Source organism: Salinifilum ghardaiensis, assembly GCF_054491345.1.
In genome coordinates, this window is record NZ_CM137101.1 from 2,388,712 (window position 1) to 2,411,557 (window position 22,846).

A 22,846-nucleotide genomic window follows, 5' to 3' on the forward strand; every position below is an offset into this window, starting at 1 on the left:
CGAGTGCTGTTCCCGGCGGGCTCGCTGCTGCCCGGGCGGGTGCTGCGGTCCGGGGCGCGGCAGCGGCACCGGAGCACCCGCCCCCGCGGGCCACCGCCGGCGGGGACGCGCCCCCGCGCGGTTGTCCGCTCGGCAACCGCGCTTGCCGCTGAGCGCCCGTGCGACTAGAACTGCCGCTCGCGGGCGCCGCGTGGCGCCGCGGCAGCGGAGCGGAGGGATGTCGATGCGGGTGGCGTGGGCCCAGACCAACTGCGTGCTCGGTGATGTGCAGGCCAACCTCGACGAGGCGCACCGGATGGTGCGGAGGGCGGCGGCCGAGGACGCCGACCTGGTGGTGTTCCCCGAGCTGAGCCTGCACGGTTACGCCCTCGGGCGCGTGCCCGGTGATCGCTCGGTGGACATGGCCGACGAGCGGCTCGCGGACCTCTCCCGGTACGGCCCGGACGTGCTCCTCGGTGCCCACGAGAGCGGTGGTGTGCGGAGGTTCAACGCGGCGGGCTACTTCACCGGCGGCGCGCTGCTGCACAACCACCGCAAGCTGTACCTGGTCAACTACCTCGACTGGGAGGAGCGCAAGCACGCCGCCCCGGGGCGGAGCCTGCGGGCCTACGACACCCCGCACGGCCGCATGGCCACGTTGATCTGCAACGACGCCTGGCAACCCCCGCTGCCGTGGTTGGCCGCGCAGGACGGTGCCGAGGTGCTGCTGGTCCCGACGAACAGCGCCACCCCCCTGGCGTCGCCCGGCGCGGAGGTCGAGGACGGCGCCGTCGACACGGTGGCGTACTGGCGGGAGCTCGTGCTGTTCATCGCGCGGATGCAGCAGTGCTGGGTGGTCTTCGTCAATCGGGTGGGCGAGGAGAACGGCGTGTCGTTCTGGGGCGGTTCCCGCGTGGTCGCGCCGTGGGGAGAGGTGGTGGCCGAGGCGCCCCTGCGCGAACCTGATCTGACCACAGTGGACATCGACGTTGCCCGGGCGCGCCGCTGCCGGCGCGAGCTGCCCCTGCTGCAGGAAGCGCGGTGCGAACTCGTCGCGCGGGAGGCCCGGCGGCTGGCCGACGAGGGCGCCGAGTGATCCGTGTTGCTGGCTCGGCAACGAGCGTTGCGCGGCGGTGCCGGCGAGGTCAGTGTGGGAGGCGTGTTCGACCTGCATGTGCACGCAGCCCCGGACGTGACCGAGCGGCGCGCCGATGACCGGCAGACGGTGGCTTCCTACGCCGCGGCGGGTTTCGACGGTTGTGTCCTAAAAGGACACTACGAGTCGACGGTCGGTCGCGCCGCGGCTGCGGGAAGCGGGCAGCCGCTGCGGGTGTACGGCGGTGTGGCCCTGAACCAGCACGTGGGCGGGATCAACCCCACCGCCGTGGCGGCGTGCCTGAGCGCCGGCGGGCGAGTGGTGTGGATGCCCACGGCCGATGCGCACACGCAGCGCACCGCGGAGTTGCCGCGGCTGTGCTGCTCGGTGCCGGACCTGCCGACGCGCACGTACGCGATCCCACCGGTGGACTGGTCGGTCGCCGAGGACGTGCGCGCGATCTGCCGGTTCGTCGCCGACGCCGACGCCGTGCTCGCCACCGGGCACATCAGCACCCCGGAAGTGCGGTGGTTGCTGGACGCGGCGGGTGAGAGCGGCGTGCGCCGGCTGCTGCTCACCCACCCCTCCTACACCGTTCCGGCCATGAGCGCGGCCGAGGCGGCCGAGTTCGCCGACCGGGGCGGATTCGTCGAGATCACCACGTTCCAACTGTTGCACCAACCGGGATGCACTCCCGAAGGGCTGGCCGCGTTCGCCGACGCGGTCGGCCTCGAGCGCGTGGTCCTCTCCTCGGACGCGGGGCAGCCGGACTCACCGGAGCCGCCCGAGGCGCTGACCGCGCTCGTCGACGTGCTGGCCCGTCAGGGGCTCGACAGGGGGCAGTTGCTCGCGTGCGCCGGTGACGCGCCCGCGTCCCTCGTCGAGCCGGTGTGACCCCCGTTCCACCACCAGGAGAACCATGGAGAAGGGGACAGGTGCGTCCTCGTTCGCGGACCGGTTGCGCCGCGCGGTCCGCGGCACCGTCGCGTTCGACGCGGCCACGCGGGCGCTGTACACGACCGACGCCTCCAACTACCGCAGCGCTCCGGACGCCGTGGTGCTCCCCCGCGACACCGAGGACGTGGTCGCGGCCGTGGCCGCCTGCCACGAGTTCGGCGTGCCGATCGTCGCCCGCGGCGGTGGCACGAGCGTCGCGGGAAATTCCTTCGGCGGCGGCGTGCTGATCGACACCTCGCGGCACCTCACGGCGATCGGCGAGGTCGATCCGCGCACCCGCACGGTGCGGGTCGAGCCCGGCGCCGTCCTCGACGACGTGCGGGCCGCCGCCCGCGCGCACGGTCTGACCTTCGGGCCCGACCCCTCCACGCACGACCGGTGCACGATCGGCGGGATGATCGGCAACAACGCCTGCGGGTCGCACTCGGTCGCCTGGGGCACCACCGCCGACAACGTCGAGTCGCTCGAGGTGCTGCTGCCGGACGGCACGCGCATGACGCTCGGGCCGGCCTCGGCCGAGCGGATCGAGGAGCTCGCGGGCCGCCCGGACCGCGCGGGGCAGGTGTACGCGCGACTGCGGGACCTGGCGGACCGGAACCTGGCGCGACTGCGCACCGAACTGCCCGCGCTGTCCCGCCGGGTCTCCGGTTACGCGCTGGACCAGCTGCTACCGGAGAACCGCTGCAACGCCGCCCGCGCGCTGACCGGCAGCGAGGGCAGCTGCGTGCTGGTCCTCGGGGCCACCCTGCGGCTCGTGCCGGAACCGGACGCGCGCGTGCTCGCGGTGATCGGTTACCCCGACGCGCCCGCCGCGGGCGACGCGGTGCCCGAGCTGCTGCGGCACCGCCCGTTGGCGGTGGAGGGCATCGACCAGCACTTGGTGCAGGCCTGGCGCGCCGCGCACGGGGAACCCGTGCCGCTGCCCGAGGGCCGCGCCTGGCTGTTCGTCGAGCTGGCCGGCGGGGATCCCGGCGAAGCCGAGGCCGCCGGCCGTGCGGTGCTGGATGCGCTGGGCGAGCCCGAACGCGCCCGCCTGGTCACCGACCCGGCCGAGCAGCGCGGTCTGTGGCGCATCAGGGAGGAGGGCGCGGGGATCGCGACCCGCCTGCCGGACGGTTCGGAGGCCTGGCCCGGTCTGGAGGACGCCGCGGTGCCTCCCCGCAACCTCGGCGGCTACCTCCGCGCCTTCGACGAGCTGATGAGCTCCTACGGCTACCGGGGCGTGGTCTACGGGCACTTCGGCGAGGGGTGCCTGCACGTGCGCATCGGCTTCGACCTGCTCACCGACAGCGGTGCTGAGCGCTTCCGGGCGTTCATGAGCGACGCCGCCGACCTCGTCGCCTCCCACGGCGGATCGTTGTCCGGTGAGCACGGTGACGGCCGGTCCCGCTCCGAACTGCTCCCCCGCATGTACCCGCGGGAGCTGATCGAGGCCTTCGCCGAGTTCAAGGCGATCTTCGACCCGGCCGGGTTGATGAACCCCGGTGTGCTCGTGCGACCGGCGGCGCTCGACGAGGACCTGCGGCCGCCGACGACGCTGCGCGGCGGCAGCGGCGGCGTGCTGTTCTCCTACCCGCACGACGACGGCGATTTCACCCGCGCCGTGCGCCGGTGCGTCGGCGTCGGGAAGTGCCGGCGCGACGACGGCCCCGGCGTGATGTGCCCGAGCTTCCAGGTCACCGGGGAGGAGCGGCATTCCACCCGCGGGCGCGCGCACCTGCTGTCGGAGATGCTCACCGGCGAGCTCGTCACCGACGGGTGGCGCAGCCAGGAGGTGCGCGAGGCGCTGGACCTGTGCCTGTCGTGCAAGGGCTGCCGGACCGATTGCCCGACCGGTGTGGACATGGCCACGTACAAGGCGGAGTTCCTGCAGCACCACTACGCCCGCCGCCTCCGGCCGGCCGCGCACTACTCGATGGGCTGGCTGCCGCTGTGGTCGCGCCTCGCGCGGGCGGCGCCGCGGGTGGTCAACGCGGCCACCGGGAACCCGGCTCTGGCTCGAGCGCTCAAGCGCGCCGGCGGCATCGCACCGCAGCGGGACATCCCCGCTTTCGCCGAGCGGAGCTTCACCGCCTGGTTCGCCCGCCGCGCCGGTGCCGGCGGGGCCGAGCGACCTCCCGTGGTGCTCTGGCCCGACACGTTCAACAACTTCTTCACCCCGGAGGTCGGGCGAGCGGCCGTGGCCGTGCTCGAGGACGCGGGCTTTCGCGTGCTGCTGCCGCGCGGCCCGGTCTGCTGCGGGCTGACCTGGGTTTCGACGGGGCAGCTCCACCTCGCCCGGAAGGTCATGCGGCGGGCCGTGGCGGCGCTCGCGCCCCTGCAGGGCCTGCCGATCGTGGGGCTGGAACCGAGCTGCACGGCAGCGCTGCGCACCGATCTCGTCGAGCTCTTCGGCGGCGAGCAGGCCGCGGGGATCGCCCGCCGCGTTCACACGTTGGCGGAGTTCCTCGACGCGGCCGCGCCCGACTGGTCCCCGCCGGGCGTGCACCGCTCGGCGATCACGCAGGTGCACTGCCACCAGCACGCGGTGCTCGGGTTCGACTCCGAGCGGTCGCTGATGCGGCGCGCCGGTATCGGCGAGGAGAGGCTGGAATCGGGCTGCTGCGGGCTGGCCGGGAACTTCGGCTTCGAACGCGGCCACTACGAGGTTTCGCAGGCGTGCGCGGAGCGGGCGCTGCTGCCCGCGGTGCGCGAAGCCTCGCCCGAGGTGCTCGTCCTGGCCGACGGCTTCTCCTGCCGCACGCAGATCGGCCAGGGGACGCGGCGGCGCGCGTCGCACCTGGTCGAGGTGCTGTCCGCGGGCTTGGCGCGCGGCGACGGCGGCGCGGAGGCGTGATCGAGATGTTGCTGTACCGGCAACCACCGTTGTCCCCCGCGCCGGCGAGCGCCACGATTTCCGCCATGGCAGCGGAGGCGACGTCCAGTGTTCACCGCGCGGTGGCGATCCTGTCCGTCCTCGGATCGGCGGAGGCCACCGAGCGCGGTGGGTTCGGCGTGGTGGAGATCGCGCGCCGGGTGGGCAGGGAGAAGACGCAGATCTCCCGCGCCCTGCGCGAGCTCGAGGACAGCGGCATGGTCGAGCGCGACCCCGAGACCATGGGCTACCGGCTCGGTTGGCGGCTGTTCAGCATGGCCGTCAACGTCGGGCGGCAGCGCCTGCTGGCGGAGGCACCGCGAGTGCTGCGCCGGCTGGTCGCGGCCAGCAAGGAGCGCGCGCACCTGACGGTGCTCGACGGCGACGGCGCGCTGACGCTGTTGTCGGAAAGCCCCGCGCGGGCCGTGCAGACCGCGGGCTGGGTGGGCCGCGTGACCCCGCTGCACATCACCTCCTCCGGTCGCGCCCTGCTGTTCGACCACGGTGACGACGAGGTCGAACTGCTCCTCGCGGAGGCCTCGTTCGACGGTGCGGGGCCCGGCGCTCCGCGCGACGTCGCCGAACTGCTGGAGCGGCTGAACCGGGCCCGGGCGCGCGGGTACGCCCTCGTGGACGAGGAGTTCGAGGAAGGGCTCGTCGCCGCGGCCGCGCCGATCCGCGATTTCCGCGGGCGGGTGATCGCCGCGCTCAACATCTCCGCACCCAAGTTCCGACTGCGGCGGGAACTGGACAAGGCGGGCCGGATCGTGTGCGCCGCCGCCGGCCAGGTCTCCAAGGCGATGGCGGGCGAGGAACCGCTGCCGTCGGTGCCGAACGAGCCGGCCGAACCAGGTCGGCCCTGACACAGTTGCAACTCACCAGGAGGAATCGTGCGCTCACGCGCTCTGCCGTTCTTCAGCAGCGGTCTGCGGCTCGACGCCGACCTGCACCTGCCCGACGACGACGGGGCCGGCGCCCCGTACCCGGTGGTGATCCCCTCCTCCGGTTATCAGGGGCTCAAGGTCATCCACCCCGAGCGCTTCGCCCGCGCGCTGGCACCGCGCGGCTACGCGGTGCTGGCCTTCGACTACCGCGGTTTCGGTCTCAGCGAGGGCGAACGCGGCCGGCTCGTCCCGCAGGAGTGGGTGGAGGACCTCCGCGCCGCGGTGGACCGCGTCTCGGCCCTGCCGGAGATCGATGCCGACCGGGTCGGCCTGCTGGGCTGGGGCATGGGCGGCGGCGTCGTGGTGGCCGAGGCCGCCGAGGACCCCCGCATCGGGGCGGTGGTGTGCGCCAACGGCATCGGTGACGGCAACCGGTCGACCAGGGCGATGCACGACGACGACAGCTGGCGGCGCCTGCTGCAGCGCGTGGTCGCCGACCGCGCCCGGCGGACGGAACTGGGCCGGTCCGAAGTGGCCTCGCCGTGGGACATCGTGCGGTTGGACCTGGACACCGCCACCGACGGCTACGTGGGCGACGAGCTGTACCGCGCCCCCGGGTTCGGCTCCGGCGTGACGCTGGAATCCGCCGAGATGCTGCTGCGCTTCCGGCCCGAGGCGGTCGCCGACCAGCTCGCACCCCGTCCCCTGCTCATCGTGCACGGCGGCGAGAACGAGCTGCACAAGCCCGCCGAGGCGCATTCGCTGTACGCGCGCGCCGCCGAACCGAAGCGCCTGGAGATCCTCGAAGGTCGGGGTCACACGGAGTGGATGTTCGACGAGCACCCGGCTTTCCACGACCTGGTCGGCATGGTCGACTCCTTCCTCGCCGAACCGCTCGGTTCCGTCGGTGCCGGACGAGCCCCGATGACCGTTCAGCCGTGAGGTGAGGCGCGATGCAGTTCCTCGAATACCTCGCCGGGAATTGGCCGGAGGTGGCGGCGGCCACGCTCGACCACGCGGTGCTCGTGCTGCAGGGACTCGGCCTGGCGGTGCTGATCGGCGTTCCGCTGGCCGTCGCCACCTACCGCGCGGACCGGGCGCGGACCCTCGTCCTGGGGTTCACGTCCACGTTGCTGACCATTCCCTCCTACGCCCTGTTCGGGCTGCTCATCGCACCGCTCGGACTGGGCAGCGGCCCGTCGGTGGCCGCGTTGACCATGTACGCGCTGCTGCCGGTGATGCGCAACGCGGTGGTGGGGCTGCGGGAGGTCGACCCCGCGGTCGTCGAATCGGCCAAGGGGATGGGCATGAACCGGCTGCGCCGGCTCGTCTCGGTCGAGTTCCCGCTGGCCTGGCCCGTCGTGATCACGGGCCTGCGGGTGGCCGCGCAGTTGCTGCTGGGGATCGCGGCGATCGCCGCCGCGGTCAACGGCCCCGGACTGGGCAACCTCATCCTCGACGGGTTGGCCAAGGCCGGCACGCCGTTCGCGATCTACCTGACGTTGGAGGGCATCGCCGGGATCGTCCTGCTCGCCGTGCTCTTCGACGCCCTGTTCGCCCTGTTGAACCGACTCACCACACCCCCTCGGTGACCGCCGGAGGCAACACATGACCCACACGACGCGCGCGAGCGGCGGCGAGCGGACCATGATCCGCCTGGAAGGCCTGACCAAGTCGTACCCCGGTCAGTCCGCGGCCGCGGTCGCGCACCTCGACCTGGACGTCCCCGCGGGGAGGATCGTGGTGTTCGTCGGGCCGTCGGGCTGCGGCAAGACCACCACGATGAAGCTGATCAACAGGCTGATCGAACCCACCTCGGGACGCATCCACCTGGACGGAACCGATGTCACCGAGGTGAATCCGGCCAAACTGCGCCGCACGATCGGCTACAGCATCCAGCAGACGGGGCTGTTCCCGCACCGCACGGTCGGCGACAACATCGCCACGGTGCCCAGGATGCTCGGCTGGCGCGCCGAGCGCGTCCGCGCACGCGTGGACGAACTGCTCGAACTGGTCGGCCTGGACCCGTCCCGCCACCGCGGTCGCTACCCCAAGCAGCTCTCCGGCGGGCAGCAGCAGCGCGTCGGCGTCGCGCGGGCCCTCGGCGGAGATCCGGCGGTGATGCTCATGGACGAACCGTTCGGCGCGATCGACCCGCTCAACCGCGAAGCGCTGCAGAACGAATTCCTGCGCATCCAGTCCGAACTGCGCAAGACGATCGTGTTCGTCACCCACGACATCGACGAGGCGATCAAGATGGGCGACCGCATCGCCATCTTCCGCGAGGGCGGCACCGTCGCGCAGTACGACACCCCGGAGAACATCCTCGCCGAACCCGCCGACGCGTTCGTCGCCGACTTCCTCGGCGCGGGCGCGGCCGTCAAACGGCTCTCGCTGACCCCCCTCGGATCCGTGCCGGTGCCGCGGTGGCCGGCGGTGCGGGAGGACATGAGCGGCGACGAGCAGGCCGCCCTGCTCCGGCAGCGCGACGAGGAGTTCCTGCCGGTGCTCGATTCGCACGGCCGCCCGACCGGTTGGCTGCCGCGCGCGGCGGGCGCGGACGACGCGGAGATCCCGCTGCTCTCCCCGCTCGGCCCGGCCGACACGCTGTTCCGAGCGCTCGACGCGATGCTGGCGAACAACTCCTCGGCGACGGTCGTCGTCGACGAGCGCGGTGCCTACCGCGGAGTGCTGGAGCTGGACTCGCTCCGCGAGCTGATGCACACCCGCGGCACCGGCGCGGCGAACACCCCGGACGAGTTGCAGGAGGTGTAGCGCGATGGCCGTTCTCACCCGCGACCCCACCGGCCGGCTCGCCCGCGGTGCACCGGCCGGGCTCGTGGCGGCGGGGCGCTACGCGGCGAGGCCGGTGGTCCTGGCAGCGGTGTTGACCGCGCTGTACGTCCACGTCTCGGCCCAGCCGCTGGACCTCATCGAGGCGCGCAGCCTCAACCCCGACTACATCCTCAGCAGGGTCGTCCAGCACCTGCTGCTGAGCGCCGCGGCGGCGAGCCTGATCCTCGTGATCGCGATCCCCGCCGGCGTGCTGCTCACGCGGTCCTGGAGCAGGTCGCTGGCCGCCCCGCTGCTGACCGTGGCCAACCTCGGCCAGGCGGTTCCCTCCATCGGACTGGTCGTGCTGCTCGCGGTGACCTTCCTCAGCCTGGGGGTCAACGAGATCGCGATCATCGCCTTCGTCGTCTACGGCATCCTCCCGGTGCTGCGCAACACGCTCGCCGGGTTGCAGCAGGTCGACTCCGCGGTGATCGAGTCGGCCCGCGGGATGGGCATGACGCGCACGGCGGTGCTGTGGAAGATCGAACTGCCGCTGGCCGTGCCCGTGATGCTGGCCGGCATCCGCACCGCCCTGGTCATCACCGTGGGAACGGTGGCGCTGGCGACGTTCGTCGGCGCCGGCGGGCTCGGCGACATCATCTCCAACGGCATCAACTCGAACCGGAACCTGGTGCTGGTCACCGGCAGCGCTCTGGTCGCTGTGCTGGCGCTGCTGATCGACTGGCTCGCCGGGATCGCCGAGGAGTTCCTGCACCCGCGGGGGATTCGGAGCGGCGATCATGACTAGCCGCGGATCAGGGAGGTTTCCCGTGCTGCGACCACCGCACCACCGACGGCTCCGCGCCGCGGGCGCGCTGCTGGGCCTCGTCGCCGTGCTCGTCAGCGGCTGCGCCGGCGTGAGCGGCGAGGGGAACGGCACCTCCACCGGAGCGGACCTGCGGGGAGGATCCATCGCGCGCGAGTACGACCTGCGCGGTGCTGAGTTCACGGTGGGTTCCAAGGAGTTCACCGAGCAGACCATCCTCGGGGAGATCATGAGCAACGCCCTGCGGGCGGCCGGTGCGCGCACGCAGGACCAGACCGGCCTGTCCGGATCGACGATCACCCGGCAGGCGCTGACCAACCGCGAGATCGACATGTACTGGGAGTACAGCGGCACCGCGTGGTCGCTGTACCTCGGCCACGACGACCCCGTCCCCGGCGAGCGCGCCCAGTACGAGGCCGTCAAGCGCGAGGACGAGCAGCGCAACGGCATCGCCTGGTTGGGGCCGGCGCGCTTCGGCAACAAGTACGCGATCGCTCGAGCCGCCGACGCGAGCGGTCCGGCCGGCCGCGTGGACGACCTCGAGCAGCTCGCCCGCTTGGCCGAGCGCCGTCCGGAGGAGGCCAGCATCTGCGGCGCGGCCGAGTTCCTGGACCGCGAGTTCGGGCCGATGCAGCAGACGTACGACTTCCGGATCCCTTCCAAGCACACCTACCAGAACGACTTCGCGCTGAACTTCGTCAACGCGGCCAAGGGCAGTCCGTGCAACTTCGCCGAGGTGTTCACCACCGACGCCCGGTTGAAGTCGCTGAACCTTGAGGTGCTCGAGGACCCGCGGACGCACTTCGACACGCAGCTGGCCGCGCTGACCGTCCGGGAGGAAACGGTGCGGGAGCACCCGCAGATCCGCGAGCTCGCGCGGCGCATCGGCCAGGACCTGACCATGGACACCATGATCGAGCTCAACGGGATGGTGGACATGCGGGGCGCCACTCCGGAGGAGGCCGCGCTGCACTTCCTGCGCGAGCACGGCTACATCGGCGGTGATCGGCGATGACCGGGACGAACCCGGCGGCGGCGTTCGCCTGCGAGCTGCGCTTCGCCGACCTTCCCCCCGAGGTCGTCGAACGGGCGCGGTGGTGCTTGCTCGACTTGCTCGGCGTGGCCGCGGCGGGGGCGCGCACGCCGATGGCGCGGATCGCCCTGGAACACGCCGCCGCGGAGATGCCCGCTGGTGCGAGGTGGGCCGAGCTGTGGTTCGACGGTCGGCTGTCCTCCCCGGCGGGCGCGGCGTTCGCCAACGCCGCCGTGCTGGACAGCTTCGACGGGCACGACGGGCACGCGCTGACCAAGGGCCACGCGGGTGCGGCGGTGCTGCCCGCCGTGCTCGCCAGCACCGGTGCGCGCTCCGGGCGGGAGCTGATCACGGCTCTGGTCGTGGGCTACGAGATCGCCACCCGCGCCGGGATCGCGCTGCACGCGGCCACTTCCGAGTACCACGCCTCGGGCGGCTGGAACGCCCTCGGGTGCGCGGCCGTGGCAGCGCGCTCGCTCGGGATCGGTCCGGAGGAGAGCGGGCACGCCCTCGGCATCGCCGAGTACCACGCTCCCCGCAGTCCGATGATGCGCTGCGTCGACCGCCCCGCGATGGTCAAGGACGGTTCGGCGTGGGGCGCGCACGCGGGTGTGCACGCGGCGGTTCTGGCTGCCCGGGGGTTCACGGGTGCGCCCGCGGGCCTCGTCGAGCACTCGGAGCTCTGGGGCGACCTCGGGGTGCGGTGGCGCATCCGGGAGCAGTACTTCAAACCCTACCCGGTGTGCCGGTGGGCGCATCCTGCCATCGAGGCGGTGCTCGGCCCGATGCGAGCGTCCGACGTCGGGTGCCGGGAGATCGCGCGGATCGACGTGCGCACCTTCGCGGCCGCTGCCCGGCTGGCCGCCCGGGAACCGGCGAGCACCGAGCAGGCGCAGTACAGCCTGCCGTTCGCCGTGGCCGCCGCGGCGGTGCACGGGCGGGTCGGCGCCGAACTGCTGGCGGCGCCGAGCGGGGCGGGGGCGGAGTTGCGGAGGCTGAGCCGGTCGCTGCGCGTGCAGGTCGCGCCCGAGTTCGAGCGGGTCTTCCCGGAGCAGCGCTGGGCCGAGGCGACGCTGGTGCTCCGCGACGGCCGCAGTCTCCGGTCCGGAGCGGTCTCGGCGCCGGGCGGTCCCGAATCACCGATGACGGGGCGGGAGATCACCGGCAAGTTCCGGAACCTGGCCGCACCCGTGCTGGGACGTGAGCGTGCGGAGCGGATCGCAACGCTCTCCGGCGAGATGGGCCGGCTGCCGGACGTGCCGGAGCGCTACGACGCGCTCCTCGCCGAGATCACCGGCCCGCTGTGAGGTAGTTCCCGGGGCTGCGGGCGCCCGGTGCGTGCTGCGGCTCGCGCTTCGCGAGCGCGCTCGGCCTGTCGGAGCACCGCCGACAACCCCGAGCGCGGGAACGTGCGACCGCAGTCGCGCTCACGCGTGGTGGTCGACGATGTCGTACTCCTCCCACCGCAACTCCTCCATCCACTGTGGTTCGCCGGAAGCGCTTCACACCGCGGCCGGGCGCACGGGGAGTTCGAAGTGGACGGACGGGCTGTGCCGGCCGTCCTGCCGCCCGTCGTGGATCTCCGTGGCCAGGCTGCGCCAGAACGGTTCCGCCCCGTCCACGGCCGGGTTCGTGTGCAGGTAGAGCGTGGTGTACTCGGGGGCCGCGGCGACGAATTCGCAGGCGAGGCCGACGAGCGCGCGGGCCAGGCCGTTCCTGCGGTGCTCGGGGCGGACGTAGGTGCGGAAGATCTGCGCCGTCTCCGCGGTGCCGTAGCGCTGGGCGATCCACTGTGGATGCGGTGGGCTCTTCGGCCCGTCCGAGCGCACGGATGCGGTTCCGACGACCTCGTCTTCCAGCGCGGCCACGAACAGGGCGTGGCCGGGCGTGCGGAAGTAGGTGTCCTCGAGGTGGATCACGTCGGCGTGCCAGCTGGGGACGTAACCGTGGCCGAGCACGTGGTAGAAGGTGTCGAGCATGAGCGTGCGCGCTCCCTCGACGTCGTGCAGGCGTGCGCGCCGCACGGTGTAGTCGCCGAGCGCTCGATCGCTTCCCCCGGGCATGTCCTGGCTCCTCGAACGTCCGTTCCGATCCACGTGTCCGAGACTAATGCAACACGCTTGCAACAGCAAAATCGATGCTGAAAGCGCGGGATTCCGCGGGGAACAGCTGCTCATGCCGGGTTCGGCGGTGCGCGGGCGCTCCGGTGGCACCGGCGGGGAACCGCTCGGGGCGGCTTGACATCCGGTGGGGCGGCTGCGTACTTCTGGATCACGTACTGCGACGGCGACCAGGAAGCCGGTGCGAATCCGGCACGGTCCCGCCACTGTGAGTGGGGAGCTTCCCTCCACCCGCGGCCACTGCCGGAGAGCCCGGTGGGAAGGCCGGAGGGGCGGCGAGAATCCACGAGTCAGGACACTGACGCCGTCGCGCCGACTCGAAGCGGGGTCGCGGAGCCCCGAAGGAGGTACACAGGTGCGTCACGACACGTGCACCGCACGGCCGTCCCCGAACGACCCGCGTGCGGCGGTGGACCCGCAGGGCGCGTGAAAAGCCCCGGCACCGCTGGCAACCCCTCAACTCACGTGGATCGTACGGAGACGACTGTGCTTTCGACCGCTTCGGCCCCGGCCGGACGCAACGGAACCTCGCCGGACCTGCTGGCGCAGCGCGCGCTGGGCGGGCAGTTCGCGCGGGACCGCGACGACCTCCCGCAGTCCTTCAGCGCCTCGGTCGCGTTCCTGACCGTGCAGGGCTCGCAGCACTCCGGCAGGAGGAGCAGCTACGTCAACACGGTGCTCAGCATCCGCGTGCACGATGCCGTGGGCTCGTGCGCCGTGGAACCCGGTGAGCTCGGGGAGCGGGAGGTGCAGGAGATCGTCGGCTGCCGCGTCGACGCCCTGCTGTCCCACCCCGAACCCGCCGTGCGGGTGGCCGCGCTCGACGCGTACCTCACCTGCGTGCGACCGCACATCAGCGACCCGCGGAGGAGGACGGTGCGGCTGCCCCCGGGAGGTTCGCTGGAGAAGTCCACCGCCCGGGCCCGGGCGGTCGCGGAGCTCGTGCACGTGCCCGCGGGCGGGCGCGTCGCCGTGATCGGCGTGGTCAACTCGCTGCTGTCGGCGCTGCGCGAGCGCGGTGTCGACTACGTCGCCTGCGACCTCAGGGGCGGGCGAACCGAGTGGGACGAACCGGTGCTGCAGTGCCACCGGCAGGCGATCGGCCGAGCCCGGGCGGTCCTCGCCTCCGGGATGGTGCTCGGCAACGACACCTTCAACGAGATCGCCGGGCTGTGCCGCGACCGCGGTCTCGCCCTGACGATGTTCGCGCAGACCGGCAGCGCGGTCGCGCGGGAACTGCTCGGTTCCGGCGTCGACGCCCTGTCGGCGGAGCCGTACCCCTTCTTCTGGCTCACCGGCGATGCCACCGAGATCCACCTCTACTCGGCCGCGGGCGGTGGTCGGCCGTGACGCTGACGCACGCGGGCGCGAAGACCGGCGGCGCCAAGTGCCTCTCCCTGCTGGACCTGATCGGGAACACCCCCGCGGTGCGTGTGGACACTCCGCTGCCGCGCCGGCACCCGGGGTTCTGGGCCAAGTTGGAAGGACTCGCTCCCGGGACCATGAAGGCCCGAGCGGCGTTGTCGATGCTGGACGGAGCGCGCCACCGGGGCGAGCTGCTGCCCGGAGCACCGGTCGTGGAATCCAGCAGCGGGACCCTGGCCGTGGGACTGGCCTACGTCTGCGCGGCCCTGGGGCACCCGCTGGTCATCGTCGCCGATGACGAGCTCGACGGGATGACGCGCGCGCTGCTGCGGGCGCACGGCGCGCGCGTGGAGGTCGTGCGCCAACCCCACCCGCGGGGTGGCTGGCAGCGGGCGCGGCGCGACCGGGTCCGCGAACTGGTGGACTCGCTTCCCGGCGCGTACTGGCCGGACCAGTACAACAACCCGGACAACCCCGCCGGTTACCGGGGGCTGGGACTGGAGCTCGTGGACCAGTTCGACCGGTTGGACGCCGTGGTGTGCAGCGTCGGCACCGGTGGGCACAGCGCCGGCATCGCCGCGGTGCTGCGCGAGCACCGGCCCGAGGTGCGGATCGTGGGCGTGGACGCGCCGGCCTCGACCGTGTTCGGCCATCCCGCCGGAGAGCGGCTGATGCGGGGCTTGGGCAGCAGCATCCACCCGGGCAGCGTCGACTACCGCGCCTTCGACGAGGTCCACTGGGTGGGCGCGGCGCAGGCCGTCGACACGTGCCGCAGGCTGGCCGGGCACGCCTTCGCCACGGGCGGGTGGAGCACCGGCGCCGCCGCCACGGTCGCGGCCTGGTGCGCGCAGCAGGCCGGCCTGCACGAGGTGGTCGCGGTCTTCCCCGACGGTCCCCACCGCTACTGGGACACGATCTACGACGACGATTTCCGCGAGCGCAACGGATTGGACGGGCACAGCGCCGCGGAGCCGGTCGAGGTCGACGACCCGGCCGCCGCCGCACCGCTGGGGTGGAGCAGGTGCGGCACCATCACCGACCCCTGCCCCCGGCGGAGCTCGGCGCGCGAGCGCTGCGACGTGTGCGAAGAGGACGAGAACTCGTGAGAACAAGCGGATTCCGGATGCTGTCGTGGCCGGCGAGGCTGCTGGTGATCAACCAGTTCGGGATCACCCTGGGCTTCTACATGCTGCTGCCCTTCCTCGCCTCCTACATGACCGACGACCTCGGATACGGTGCCGCGCTGGTCGGTGTGGTGCTGGGGGTGCGGAACCTGAGCCAGCAGGGCATGTTCCTGCTCGGTGGAACCGCTGCTGACCGGTTGGGCTGCCGCCCGATGATCATCGCGGGCTGTGCGCTGCGCGTGCTGTCGTTCGGGTTGTTCGGCGTGCTGACCTCCCTGCCGGGGCTGGTCCTCGCCACGGTGCTCACCGGGCTGGCCGGGGCCCTGTTCAACCCCGCCGTGCGGACCTACCTGATGCACGAGGCCGGCGATCGGCGTGCCGAGGCCTTCGCGGTGTTCAACGTCTTCGGCCACGCCGGGACGTTCGCGGGTCCCCTGCTCGGAGCCGCGCTGCTGGCGACCGATTTCCGCGCCGTCGCACTGCTGGCCTGCGCGGTGTTCGCGGTGCTGACGGTCCTGCAGTGGTTCGTCCTGCCCGCCCGGCCGATCGAAGCGCAGCGCACGAGCGTGCTCGGCAGCTGGCGCGAGGTGGTGGCCAATCGGCGCTTCGTCGCGTTCACCCTGGCGCTGTCGGCCTACTTCGGGCTGTACAACCAGCTCTACCTCGCCCTGCCGCTGGAGGCGCAGCGCGTGTCCGGGTTCGCCGGTGCGACGGCCGGCGTGTTCGCCGTGTCCACGGTGATCGGCGTGTTCGGGCAGGTGCGCATCACCGACTGGTGCCGCCGGAGGTTCAGCCCCGGCAGGTGCGTGGTGCTGGGGCTGGCCGCCATGGGCCTGTCGTTCGTGCCGCTGATGATCAGCAGCCCGCTGCTGCCGACGCAGCAGCCCACCGCACCCGGCCTCACGACGGTGGTGGCGTGCCTGCCACTGCTGCTGACCACGGTCGTGTTCACGGTGGGCATGGCCGTGACCAACCCCTTCGCGATGGAGCTGCTCCCCGTCGTGGGCAGCCAGCGCCTGGCGGGGACCTACTACGGCTTCTACTACCTCGTCTCCAGCCTGATCGCCGCCGGGGTGAGCTGGGTGAGCGGCACGCTGCTGGACGGCGCCCGGGGAACGCACCTCGGATGGGGTCCCTGGGCAGCGCTGCTGCTGGTCGGTCTGGCCGGTTCGGCCGGGGCAGCGCGCATGCACCGCCGGGGACTGCTCACCGCGGACGAGCCCGAGCAGTCCGCCGCACCGACCGGAAGGAGCACGTGATCATGGCCGCGCACGGCAACGGCGGGCCGTGGAACCGACGGCGCCTGCTGACCACGGCGTTGGGGGCCGCCGCGGCAGCCCCGCTCGCCGGCTGCGGCCCCGGCGGTCCGGGCGGGGCGGGGGAGCGCATCCGCGTCGGATTCCCCACGGCCGGGGCGACCGAGTCCCTCGACCCCCACACCAGCTCGATGTTCGTCGACCAGGCCCGCGCGAAGGCCCTGTTCGATCGGCTCGTCGGCTACGACGACGACATGCGCCTCGTGCCGCGGCTCGCCGAGTCGTGGGAGCCGGACGCCACCGGCCGCCGGTGGCGGGTCCGGCTGCGCCGCGCCCGCTTCCACGACGGCCGGCCGGTCACCGCCGCCGATGTGCTCTACAGCTACCGCCGCATCGCCGATCCCGCCACCGCATCACCGGCCCGTTCGGGATTCCGCGGCGTGGATTTCACCGCGAGCCGGGCTTCCTCGCAGCGCGAGCTCGAACTGGTGCTGCACGAACCGAACTTCGAGTTCCCCGTCGCCTGGGGCGGGCCGGCGGCCGAGATCGTGCCGGAGGGGAGCACCGACTTCTCCGCACCGATCGGCTCCGGACCGTTCCGCCTGCGCTCCTTCGAGCCGAACTCCTCGGCGGTGCTCACCGCCTTCAGCGGGCACTGGACGGGCGAACCCGCACCGGCCGAGCTGGAGTTCGTCTCCCTCGACGAGGAGAGCGCCCGCGTCAACGCCCTGCTGTCCGGCCAGATCCACTACGCCCCCGACGTCACCGCGAACTCGGCGACCCTGCTGGAACGGGACCGGCGCACCGGTGTCCTCGCCGCACCCGGTGCCACGATGCAGGCCGTGTCCCTCAAGGTCGACCGACCCCCGTTCTCCGACCGCCGCCTCGTGCGGGCGATCCAGCTGGGCGTGGACCGGCGGCAGCTGGTCGAGACCGTCCTGAGCGGACGGGGCGAGCTGGGCGACGACCTCTTCGGCAGAGGACTGCAGTACTACCCGCAGGGCCTCCGGCAGCGCCACCACGACCCGCAGCGCGCCCGCGCGCTGCTGCGCGCGGCCGGGATGCGGAATCCGGCGTTCCCGCTCGACACGAGCACGGCCGACCCGTACTTCCAGCGCGCGGCGACGCTGATCTCCGAGCAGCTCGGAGGGATCGGCGTCGAGGCCGCGCCCCGGCAGCGGTCCGCGGAGGCGTACTACTCCGAGATCACCGAGCACGGCGTGGCGGCCCACGTCCGCACCGCCGCGCTGCCGATCGTGACCTACCTGGCGGAGCGCGTGCTCAGCGGCGGCACGGAGAGCAGCTACACCGGCTACGCCTCCCCGGAGTTCGACGCGGTGTTCCGGCGCGCGCTGCGCACGGCCGACGAGGCCGAGCGCGCCCGCCTGCTCGACGAAGCGCAGCGGCGGGCCCGCGACGACAGCGGAATGCTGGTCTGGGGGTTCAGCGACTACAACGTCGGCGTCTCCAGCGCGCTGCGCGGGATGCGCGCCGCTCCGCCGAACTCCCTGGACTGGGCGCGCTTCGACCGGGCGCACCTGAGCTGATGCCCGGGTACGTGACCGGGCGCCTGCTCACCGCCGGTGCGCAGACGCTCGCGGTGCTGGTCGTGGTCTTCGCGCTGACCTCCCTGCTGCCCGGGGACACCGCCGCGGTGATCCTCGACGAGCACGCCGACGCGGAGCAGGTGGCCGCGCTGCGCGCACAGCTCGGCCTGGACCGCCCGCCGCCCGTCCGGTTCCTGCACTGGATCGGCGCGCTGCTGCGCGGGGACCTCGGAACGTCGCTGCTGACCGGAACACCGGTGGCTGAGCAGCTCGCCCGCGACGCCGCCACCACCGCGCTGCTGGCGATCCCGGCACTGGTGATCGTGCTTCCGCTCGCGCTGGTGATCGGAGTCCGCAGCGGACTGCGGGAGGGTTCGCGCGCGGACCGCGCGCTGAACTCCGCGACGGTGCTGCTGACCTCCGTGCCGGAGTTCGCGCTCGGGCTCGTGCTGGTCGGGCTGCTGGCGGTCCGGTGGGGATGGTTGCCCGCGACGGCGGCCGGGCTGTCCGGGTGGTCGCTGCTGTCCGATCCGGCCGTGCTGGTGCTGCCGGTGGCGGTCCTGGCGGCCAAGCACCTCTGCGCGCTGTCGCGGCAGGTGCGCATCGGCGTCGCCGAGTGCTCGCGCGCCGAGTACGCGGTCCACGCGCGCCTGCTGGGCCTGCCCGAGCGGAGGGTGGTGCTCGGGCACGTGCTGCCGAACGCGCTCGTCCCCGCGGTCCAGCAGCTCGCCCGCACCGTCGACGGGCTCCTCGGCGGGGTGGTCGTCGTCGAGGCGCTGTTCGCCCTGCCGGGCATGGGGTCCGGATTCCTCGAGGCCGTCCGGGCGCGGGACCTGCCCGCCGTGCAGGGTTACGCCCTGGTCTTCGCCCTGACGACGGTGCTCGTCAACCTGCTCGCCGATCTCGCCGCGCACCGGCTGGTGCCGCAACGGGAGGTGTTGTGACGTGCGGCGCCCACCCAGGCCCGGCATCGCAGGCGTGCTCGGGCGGATCCTGCTGGCGGTGCCGCTCGCCGCGGCCTCCGCGGGGCCGCTGGTGGCCGGGCCCACCGGCTCCGCCGCGCACCCCTTGCTCCCCCCGAGCACCGCTCACCCGCTCGGCACGGATGTTCTCGGGCGCGACGTGCTCGCCCTGGCGCTGACCGGGGGAATCTCCGTGCTGAGCCTCGCCGGGCTGGCCCTGCTGCTGTCCTACGCCGTCGGAGCGCCGCTGGCCCTCGTCGCAGCGGGCTGGGGGAGTCGTTGGCTCGACGAGGCCGTGCTGCGCCTGCTGGACCTGCTGCTCGCGCTGCCCGGGCTCCTGGTTCTGCTGGTGCTGGCCGCGGGTGGGACGAGCGGAGCGGCGGCCGTCGTGGTCGCCGTGGCGGTGCTGCAGCTGCCGGGGGTCGTGCGCTTGGTGCGCAGCGCCGCGCTCGCACCGGGGTGCCGCACCGCCGTGGAGGCCATGAGCATGCAGGGCGAACCGTGGTGGCGGGTCCACATCGGATACGTGGGGCGCTCGGTGCTCGGTCCGGTCGCGGTGGATGCGGGCAGCCGCCTGAGCGCGGTGCTCTACCTGATCGCCTCGGCCAACTTCCTCGGCATCGGGATGACGTCGGCGGCCAGCGACTGGGCGGTGCTCGTCGAGCGCAACCGGGAGGCGCTGTTCCTGCAGCCGCTGGCGGTCGTGGTCCCGGCGGCCCTGCTGGTGTCCCTGTGCACGGGCCTCAACCTCGTCGTCGACCGCGTCCTGGCGAGCAGGGAGGTGGTGACGGCATGAGCGCACCGGTGCTCGCGGCGCGCGACCTCAGCGCCAGCGCCGGGTCGCACCGGCTCCTCGACGGCGTCGACCTCGACGTGCGCGCGGGGCGGGTCCTCGTCGTGCTCGGCGAGTCGGGGAGCGGCAAGACCACGCTCGGCCTCGCCCTGCAGGGGGAGCCGCCGCGCGGTACCGCCCTGGCGGGGAGCGCCCGCCTGCGCGGGACCGAGCTGCTCGGAATCGCCACGTCCGCGCGCCGCGCGGCCCGCGCAGGCGTCCTCGGCTACCTGCCGCAGCACCCCGCCGCCACGCTCAATCCGGCCCGCCGCGTGGGGAAGGTGCTGGCGGAGCTGGCCGCTCTCCGGCACCGGCAGCGCGCGGCGCGGCAGGAGGCGATCCAGCAGGCGCTGCAGGCGGCGCGGTTGCCGGCCGGGGAGCAGGTGCTCCGCCGCTACCCGCACCAGCTCTCCGGGGGGCAGCAGCAGCGGGCGGCGCTCGCCCAGGTGCTGATCACCGATCCCGAGGTCGTCGTCCTCGACGAACCCACCACCGGTCTGGACACGGCGGCGAAGGCGCGCACGGCCGACGCGCTCGCCGCTCTCGCCGCTGGCGGCACGGCACTGGTGGTGCTCACCCACGAGCTGGGCCTCGCGCGGGAACTGGCGCACGAGGTGCTGGTGCTGCAGCGCGGACGCGCGGTCGAGCACGGTCCGGCAGCGCGCCTGCTCCGCGCCCCGGAGCACGAGCACAGCCGTGCTCTGCTGGCCGCGGAACCGCGCTTGCCGGAACCCTCCGCGGCGGGCGCTCCGCGGGAGGTCCCCGCGGCGGACCAGGCGGAGGTGCCGGTGCTCACCGCGGAGGGACTCGGGAAGACGTCGCGAGGCGGGACCCGGGTGCTGGCGGAGGTGGATCTCTCCGTGCAGCGCGGCCGGCACGTCGCGATCGCGGGGCCCTCGGGAGCGGGCAAGAGCACCCTGGGGCGGTGTCTGGCGGGGCTGACCTCCGCGGACGCCGGCCGGCTCCGCCTGCACGGCTCTCCGCTGCCCGCCGCGGCGCGGCGACGCACCGCGGACCAGCGGCGGAGGGTCCAGTACGTGCACCAGGACGCGCGTTCGTCCTTCGACGAGCACCGCCCGGTGCTCGACCAGGTCGCCAGGACGGCGCGTCTGCTGCTGCGGTTCTCCGCGGACGAGTCCCGTCGAGCAGCGCTGGCGATGCTCGCCTCGCTGGGGCTGCACGCGCCCCACGTCGAGCGACGGCCGGACGGGCTGTCCGGCGGGCAGCTGCGGCGCGCGGCCCTGGCCCGGTCGCTGCTGGCCCACCCGGACGTCCTCGTCTGCGACGAGATCACCGCATCGCTCGACGCGGTCACCCGGGCGGAGCTGCTCGACGTCCTCGCGCGGACGGCGGCCTCCACGGGCACGAGCCTGGTCGTGATCAGCCACGACTTCGCGGCGCTGTCGAGCATCGCCGAGGAGGTGCACGTCCTCGAGCACGGCAGGTGCGTCGAGACCGCGGCGACGGGGGCGCTGCTGGCGCGTCCGCGGTCCGCGGCAGCGGTGGAGCTGGTCGCGGCCGCCTCCCGGAACGCGGGAGCCGCCAGGTGAGGACCGCCCGCTCGCAGCGCGGTCCGCGGCGACGAGCTCTCACCGCCTCACCCGCTCCAGAGGGTCGCCTGGGCGTAGATGGTGAATCCCGCGGCGATGAGGATCCACATCGCGAACAGCGGGAGGAAGAAGCGGACCCACTTGTCCCACCGGACTCCGGCCAGGGCGAGCGCGGCCATGAAGTAGCCCGACGTCGGGTAGAGGATGTTGCCGAGCCCGTCGCCGAGCTGGTAGGCGAGCACGGCGGTTTGGCGAGTCACATCGAGCACATCGGACAGCGGCGCCATGATGGGCATGGTGACCAGTGCTTGGCCGCTGCCGGAGGGCACGAGGAAGTTGAACCCGAGTTGCGCGAGGAACATGCCGACGGCCGAGAGGACGCCGGGGAAACCGCCCACCAGCTCGCCCAGGCCGTGCACGAGCGTGTCCATGATCCGGCCTTCTTCGAGCACGACGGCGACGGCGCGGGCCACGCCCACGATCATCGCGCCGACCAGCACCTGGTTGAGGCCCTTGTTGAAGGCCTCGCAGATCTGGGTCGCGGTCAGACCCGCGATCACACCGGCCGCGATGCCGATGATGATGAACAGCCCGGACATCTCGACCATGAACCAGCCCCGGGCGAGCACGCCCCACACGAGCACGCCGAACAGGGCGAGCGCGGCCAGGCCCGCCGCCTTCTGCCGCGGGCTGAAGGTCCGTGCGCTTTCGGTCAGGGAGTGCTGGTAGAGGCGTTGCTTCTCGGTTTCCTCGGCCTCTCCGTGCACCAGGCTCCGCTCGGGGGAGGCCCGGACCTTCGACGCGTAGCGCATGACGTGGGCGATGGCGGTGCCGAGGAGCAGGACCAGGACGATCAGCCGCAGCGGGATGCCGGAGAACACCGGAACACCGGCGATCTTCTGCCCCAGGCCGGTGTTGATCGGGTTCAGCACCCCCGCTGTGAACCCCGCGGAGGTCGCGCACAGCGCCACGGCGGCGGCGGTCATCGAGTCGAACCCCAGCGCGATCATCAGCGGCAGGATGACCGGCACGTACACCAGTGCCAGTTCCTGGGTTCCGATGAGGCTGGCGACGACGGCGAACAGCACCATGAGCACCGGGATGACGAGGACGCGCCGCTCGGCGAAACGGCGGGTCAGCTTGTCCACGGCGGTTTCGATGATCCCGGTTTCGCGGATCACCATGAACATGCCGCCGATGATGAAGGTGAAGAACACGACTTCGGCGGCCGCGATGAATCCGTTGGGGACGGCCGTCATGAACCCGACCAGCCCCACCGGGTCCGACTCGATGAGGCGGAAGGAATCGGGGTCGATGGCGGTCTTCCCGTCGGGACCCGGAACCCGGTCGTAGTGCCCGGCGGGGACGAAGTGGGTGGTGATGGCGGCGAGTGCGCTGAAGGCGAAGAGGATGACGTAGATGTGCGGCATCCGGAACGACTTCTTCGCCTTCCGCGGCGCGGCGGCCGCGGTCTCGCTTCCCTCGTGCACGGCTGTCCCTTCCTTCGGGCAGGGGTCCGGCGACCGACTCGCCTGCAAAGAATCCACGATGCGGAAGGCGGGTTCCGCAGTTCAGACCGAAGTCTGGGCCCGGCCGGTTGCGCAGTCAAGCAGGCATATTCGACAAATATTCATCATTCGCCCCCTGCGGGGCCGCCACCAGGCCTCTCAACAAGTTGTTGAGGAC

Annotated in this window: 19 protein-coding genes and 1 riboswitch; of the genes, 17 read left to right on the forward strand and 2 right to left on the reverse strand. The window is 72.9% G+C overall.

What is annotated here, in order from left to right; translation table 11 throughout:
* Positions 1 to 223 precede the first annotated feature (223 nt).
* The 10 genes from ACVGV0_RS10965 (at position 224) to ACVGV0_RS11010 (ending at position 11,711) form a co-directional block, all read left to right on the forward strand.
* Positions 224 to 1,075 (forward strand): nitrilase-related carbon-nitrogen hydrolase, encoded by an 852-nt coding sequence (locus tag ACVGV0_RS10965; RefSeq protein WP_459159983.1) that lies wholly within the window; start codon positions 224 to 226, stop codon positions 1,073 to 1,075.
* Between the two features lie 63 nt (positions 1,076 to 1,138).
* The gene (locus tag ACVGV0_RS10970; RefSeq protein WP_459159755.1) at positions 1,139 to 1,969 is read left to right on the forward strand and encodes a DUF6282 family protein; all 831 of its coding nucleotides are present in this window, start codon (positions 1,139 to 1,141) and stop codon (positions 1,967 to 1,969) included.
* 25 nt (positions 1,970 to 1,994) lie between these two features.
* Entirely contained in the window at positions 1,995 to 4,868 is a 2,874-nt protein-coding gene (locus ACVGV0_RS10975) for an FAD-binding and (Fe-S)-binding domain-containing protein (RefSeq protein ID WP_459159756.1), read from the forward strand.
* 5 nt (positions 4,869 to 4,873) lie between these two features.
* Positions 4,874 to 5,749 (forward strand): IclR family transcriptional regulator, encoded by an 876-nt coding sequence (locus tag ACVGV0_RS10980; protein WP_459159984.1) that lies wholly within the window; start codon positions 4,874 to 4,876, stop codon positions 5,747 to 5,749.
* 27 nt (positions 5,750 to 5,776) lie between these two features.
* Positions 5,777 to 6,712 (forward strand): alpha/beta hydrolase, encoded by a 936-nt coding sequence (locus ACVGV0_RS10985; protein ID WP_459159757.1) that lies wholly within the window; start codon positions 5,777 to 5,779, stop codon positions 6,710 to 6,712.
* A gap of 11 nt (positions 6,713 to 6,723) precedes the next feature.
* Positions 6,724 to 7,362 carry an ABC transporter permease gene (locus tag ACVGV0_RS10990; RefSeq protein WP_459159758.1) on the forward strand — a complete coding sequence of 213 codons (639 nt, stop codon included), beginning with the start codon at positions 6,724 to 6,726 and terminating at the stop codon, positions 7,360 to 7,362.
* A gap of 16 nt (positions 7,363 to 7,378) precedes the next feature.
* On the forward strand, positions 7,379 to 8,545 hold the full coding sequence (locus ACVGV0_RS10995; protein ID WP_459159759.1) for an ABC transporter ATP-binding protein: 1,167 nt from the start codon (positions 7,379 to 7,381) through the stop codon (positions 8,543 to 8,545).
* A gap of 4 nt (positions 8,546 to 8,549) precedes the next feature.
* Positions 8,550 to 9,353 carry an ABC transporter permease gene (locus tag ACVGV0_RS11000; protein ID WP_459159760.1) on the forward strand — a complete coding sequence of 268 codons (804 nt, stop codon included), beginning with the start codon at positions 8,550 to 8,552 and terminating at the stop codon, positions 9,351 to 9,353.
* 22 nt (positions 9,354 to 9,375) lie between these two features.
* Complete coding sequence (locus tag ACVGV0_RS11005; protein WP_459159761.1) at positions 9,376 to 10,386, forward strand: glycine betaine ABC transporter substrate-binding protein; 1,011 nt, start codon at positions 9,376 to 9,378, stop codon at positions 10,384 to 10,386.
* Positions 10,383 to 11,711 (forward strand): MmgE/PrpD family protein, encoded by a 1,329-nt coding sequence (locus ACVGV0_RS11010; RefSeq protein WP_459159762.1) that lies wholly within the window; start codon positions 10,383 to 10,385, stop codon positions 11,709 to 11,711. The genes ACVGV0_RS11005 and ACVGV0_RS11010 overlap by 4 nt, the downstream gene beginning before the upstream one ends.
* A 195-nt stretch (positions 11,712 to 11,906) precedes the next feature.
* On the opposite strand, the gene ACVGV0_RS11015 is transcribed toward ACVGV0_RS11010, so the two are convergent.
* Positions 11,907 to 12,467, reverse strand: coding sequence for a GNAT family N-acetyltransferase (locus tag ACVGV0_RS11015; RefSeq protein ID WP_459159763.1), 561 nt, complete (start codon positions 12,465 to 12,467; stop codon positions 11,907 to 11,909).
* A gap of 178 nt (positions 12,468 to 12,645) precedes the next feature.
* Positions 12,646 to 12,845: riboswitch (cobalamin riboswitch) on the forward strand.
* A gap of 165 nt (positions 12,846 to 13,010) precedes the next feature.
* Between ACVGV0_RS11015 and ACVGV0_RS11020 the strand changes: the two genes are divergently transcribed.
* From ACVGV0_RS11020 to ACVGV0_RS11050, 7 genes are read left to right on the forward strand one after another with little or no spacing between them, the layout of a single operon-like run.
* Positions 13,011 to 13,874 (forward strand): Rossmann-like domain-containing protein, encoded by an 864-nt coding sequence (locus ACVGV0_RS11020; protein WP_459159764.1) that lies wholly within the window; start codon positions 13,011 to 13,013, stop codon positions 13,872 to 13,874.
* Entirely contained in the window at positions 13,871 to 14,995 is a 1,125-nt protein-coding gene (locus tag ACVGV0_RS11025; RefSeq protein WP_459159765.1) for a PLP-dependent cysteine synthase family protein, read from the forward strand. The genes ACVGV0_RS11020 and ACVGV0_RS11025 overlap by 4 nt, the downstream gene beginning before the upstream one ends.
* Positions 14,992 to 16,272, forward strand: a complete 1,281-nt coding sequence (locus tag ACVGV0_RS11030; protein ID WP_459159766.1) for an MFS transporter — start codon at positions 14,992 to 14,994, stop codon at positions 16,270 to 16,272. Before ACVGV0_RS11025 ends, ACVGV0_RS11030 begins: the two co-directional genes overlap by 4 nt.
* A 2-nt stretch (positions 16,273 to 16,274) precedes the next feature.
* Positions 16,275 to 17,816, forward strand: coding sequence for an ABC transporter substrate-binding protein (locus ACVGV0_RS11035; RefSeq protein WP_459159767.1), 1,542 nt, complete (start codon positions 16,275 to 16,277; stop codon positions 17,814 to 17,816).
* Positions 17,816 to 18,760, forward strand: a complete 945-nt coding sequence (locus ACVGV0_RS11040) for an ABC transporter permease (protein ID WP_459159768.1) — start codon at positions 17,816 to 17,818, stop codon at positions 18,758 to 18,760. Before ACVGV0_RS11035 ends, ACVGV0_RS11040 begins: the two co-directional genes overlap by 1 nt.
* A gap of 1 nt (position 18,761) precedes the next feature.
* Positions 18,762 to 19,574 (forward strand): ABC transporter permease subunit, encoded by an 813-nt coding sequence (locus ACVGV0_RS11045; RefSeq protein WP_459159769.1) that lies wholly within the window; start codon positions 18,762 to 18,764, stop codon positions 19,572 to 19,574.
* Positions 19,571 to 21,160, forward strand: a complete 1,590-nt coding sequence (locus ACVGV0_RS11050) for an ABC transporter ATP-binding protein (protein ID WP_459159770.1) — start codon at positions 19,571 to 19,573, stop codon at positions 21,158 to 21,160. Before ACVGV0_RS11045 ends, ACVGV0_RS11050 begins: the two co-directional genes overlap by 4 nt.
* 47 nt (positions 21,161 to 21,207) lie before the next feature.
* On the opposite strand, the gene ACVGV0_RS11055 is transcribed toward ACVGV0_RS11050, so the two are convergent.
* Positions 21,208 to 22,650, reverse strand: coding sequence for a YfcC family protein (locus tag ACVGV0_RS11055; RefSeq protein WP_459159771.1), 1,443 nt, complete (start codon positions 22,648 to 22,650; stop codon positions 21,208 to 21,210).
* Between the last annotated feature and the right edge of the window lie 196 nt (positions 22,651 to 22,846).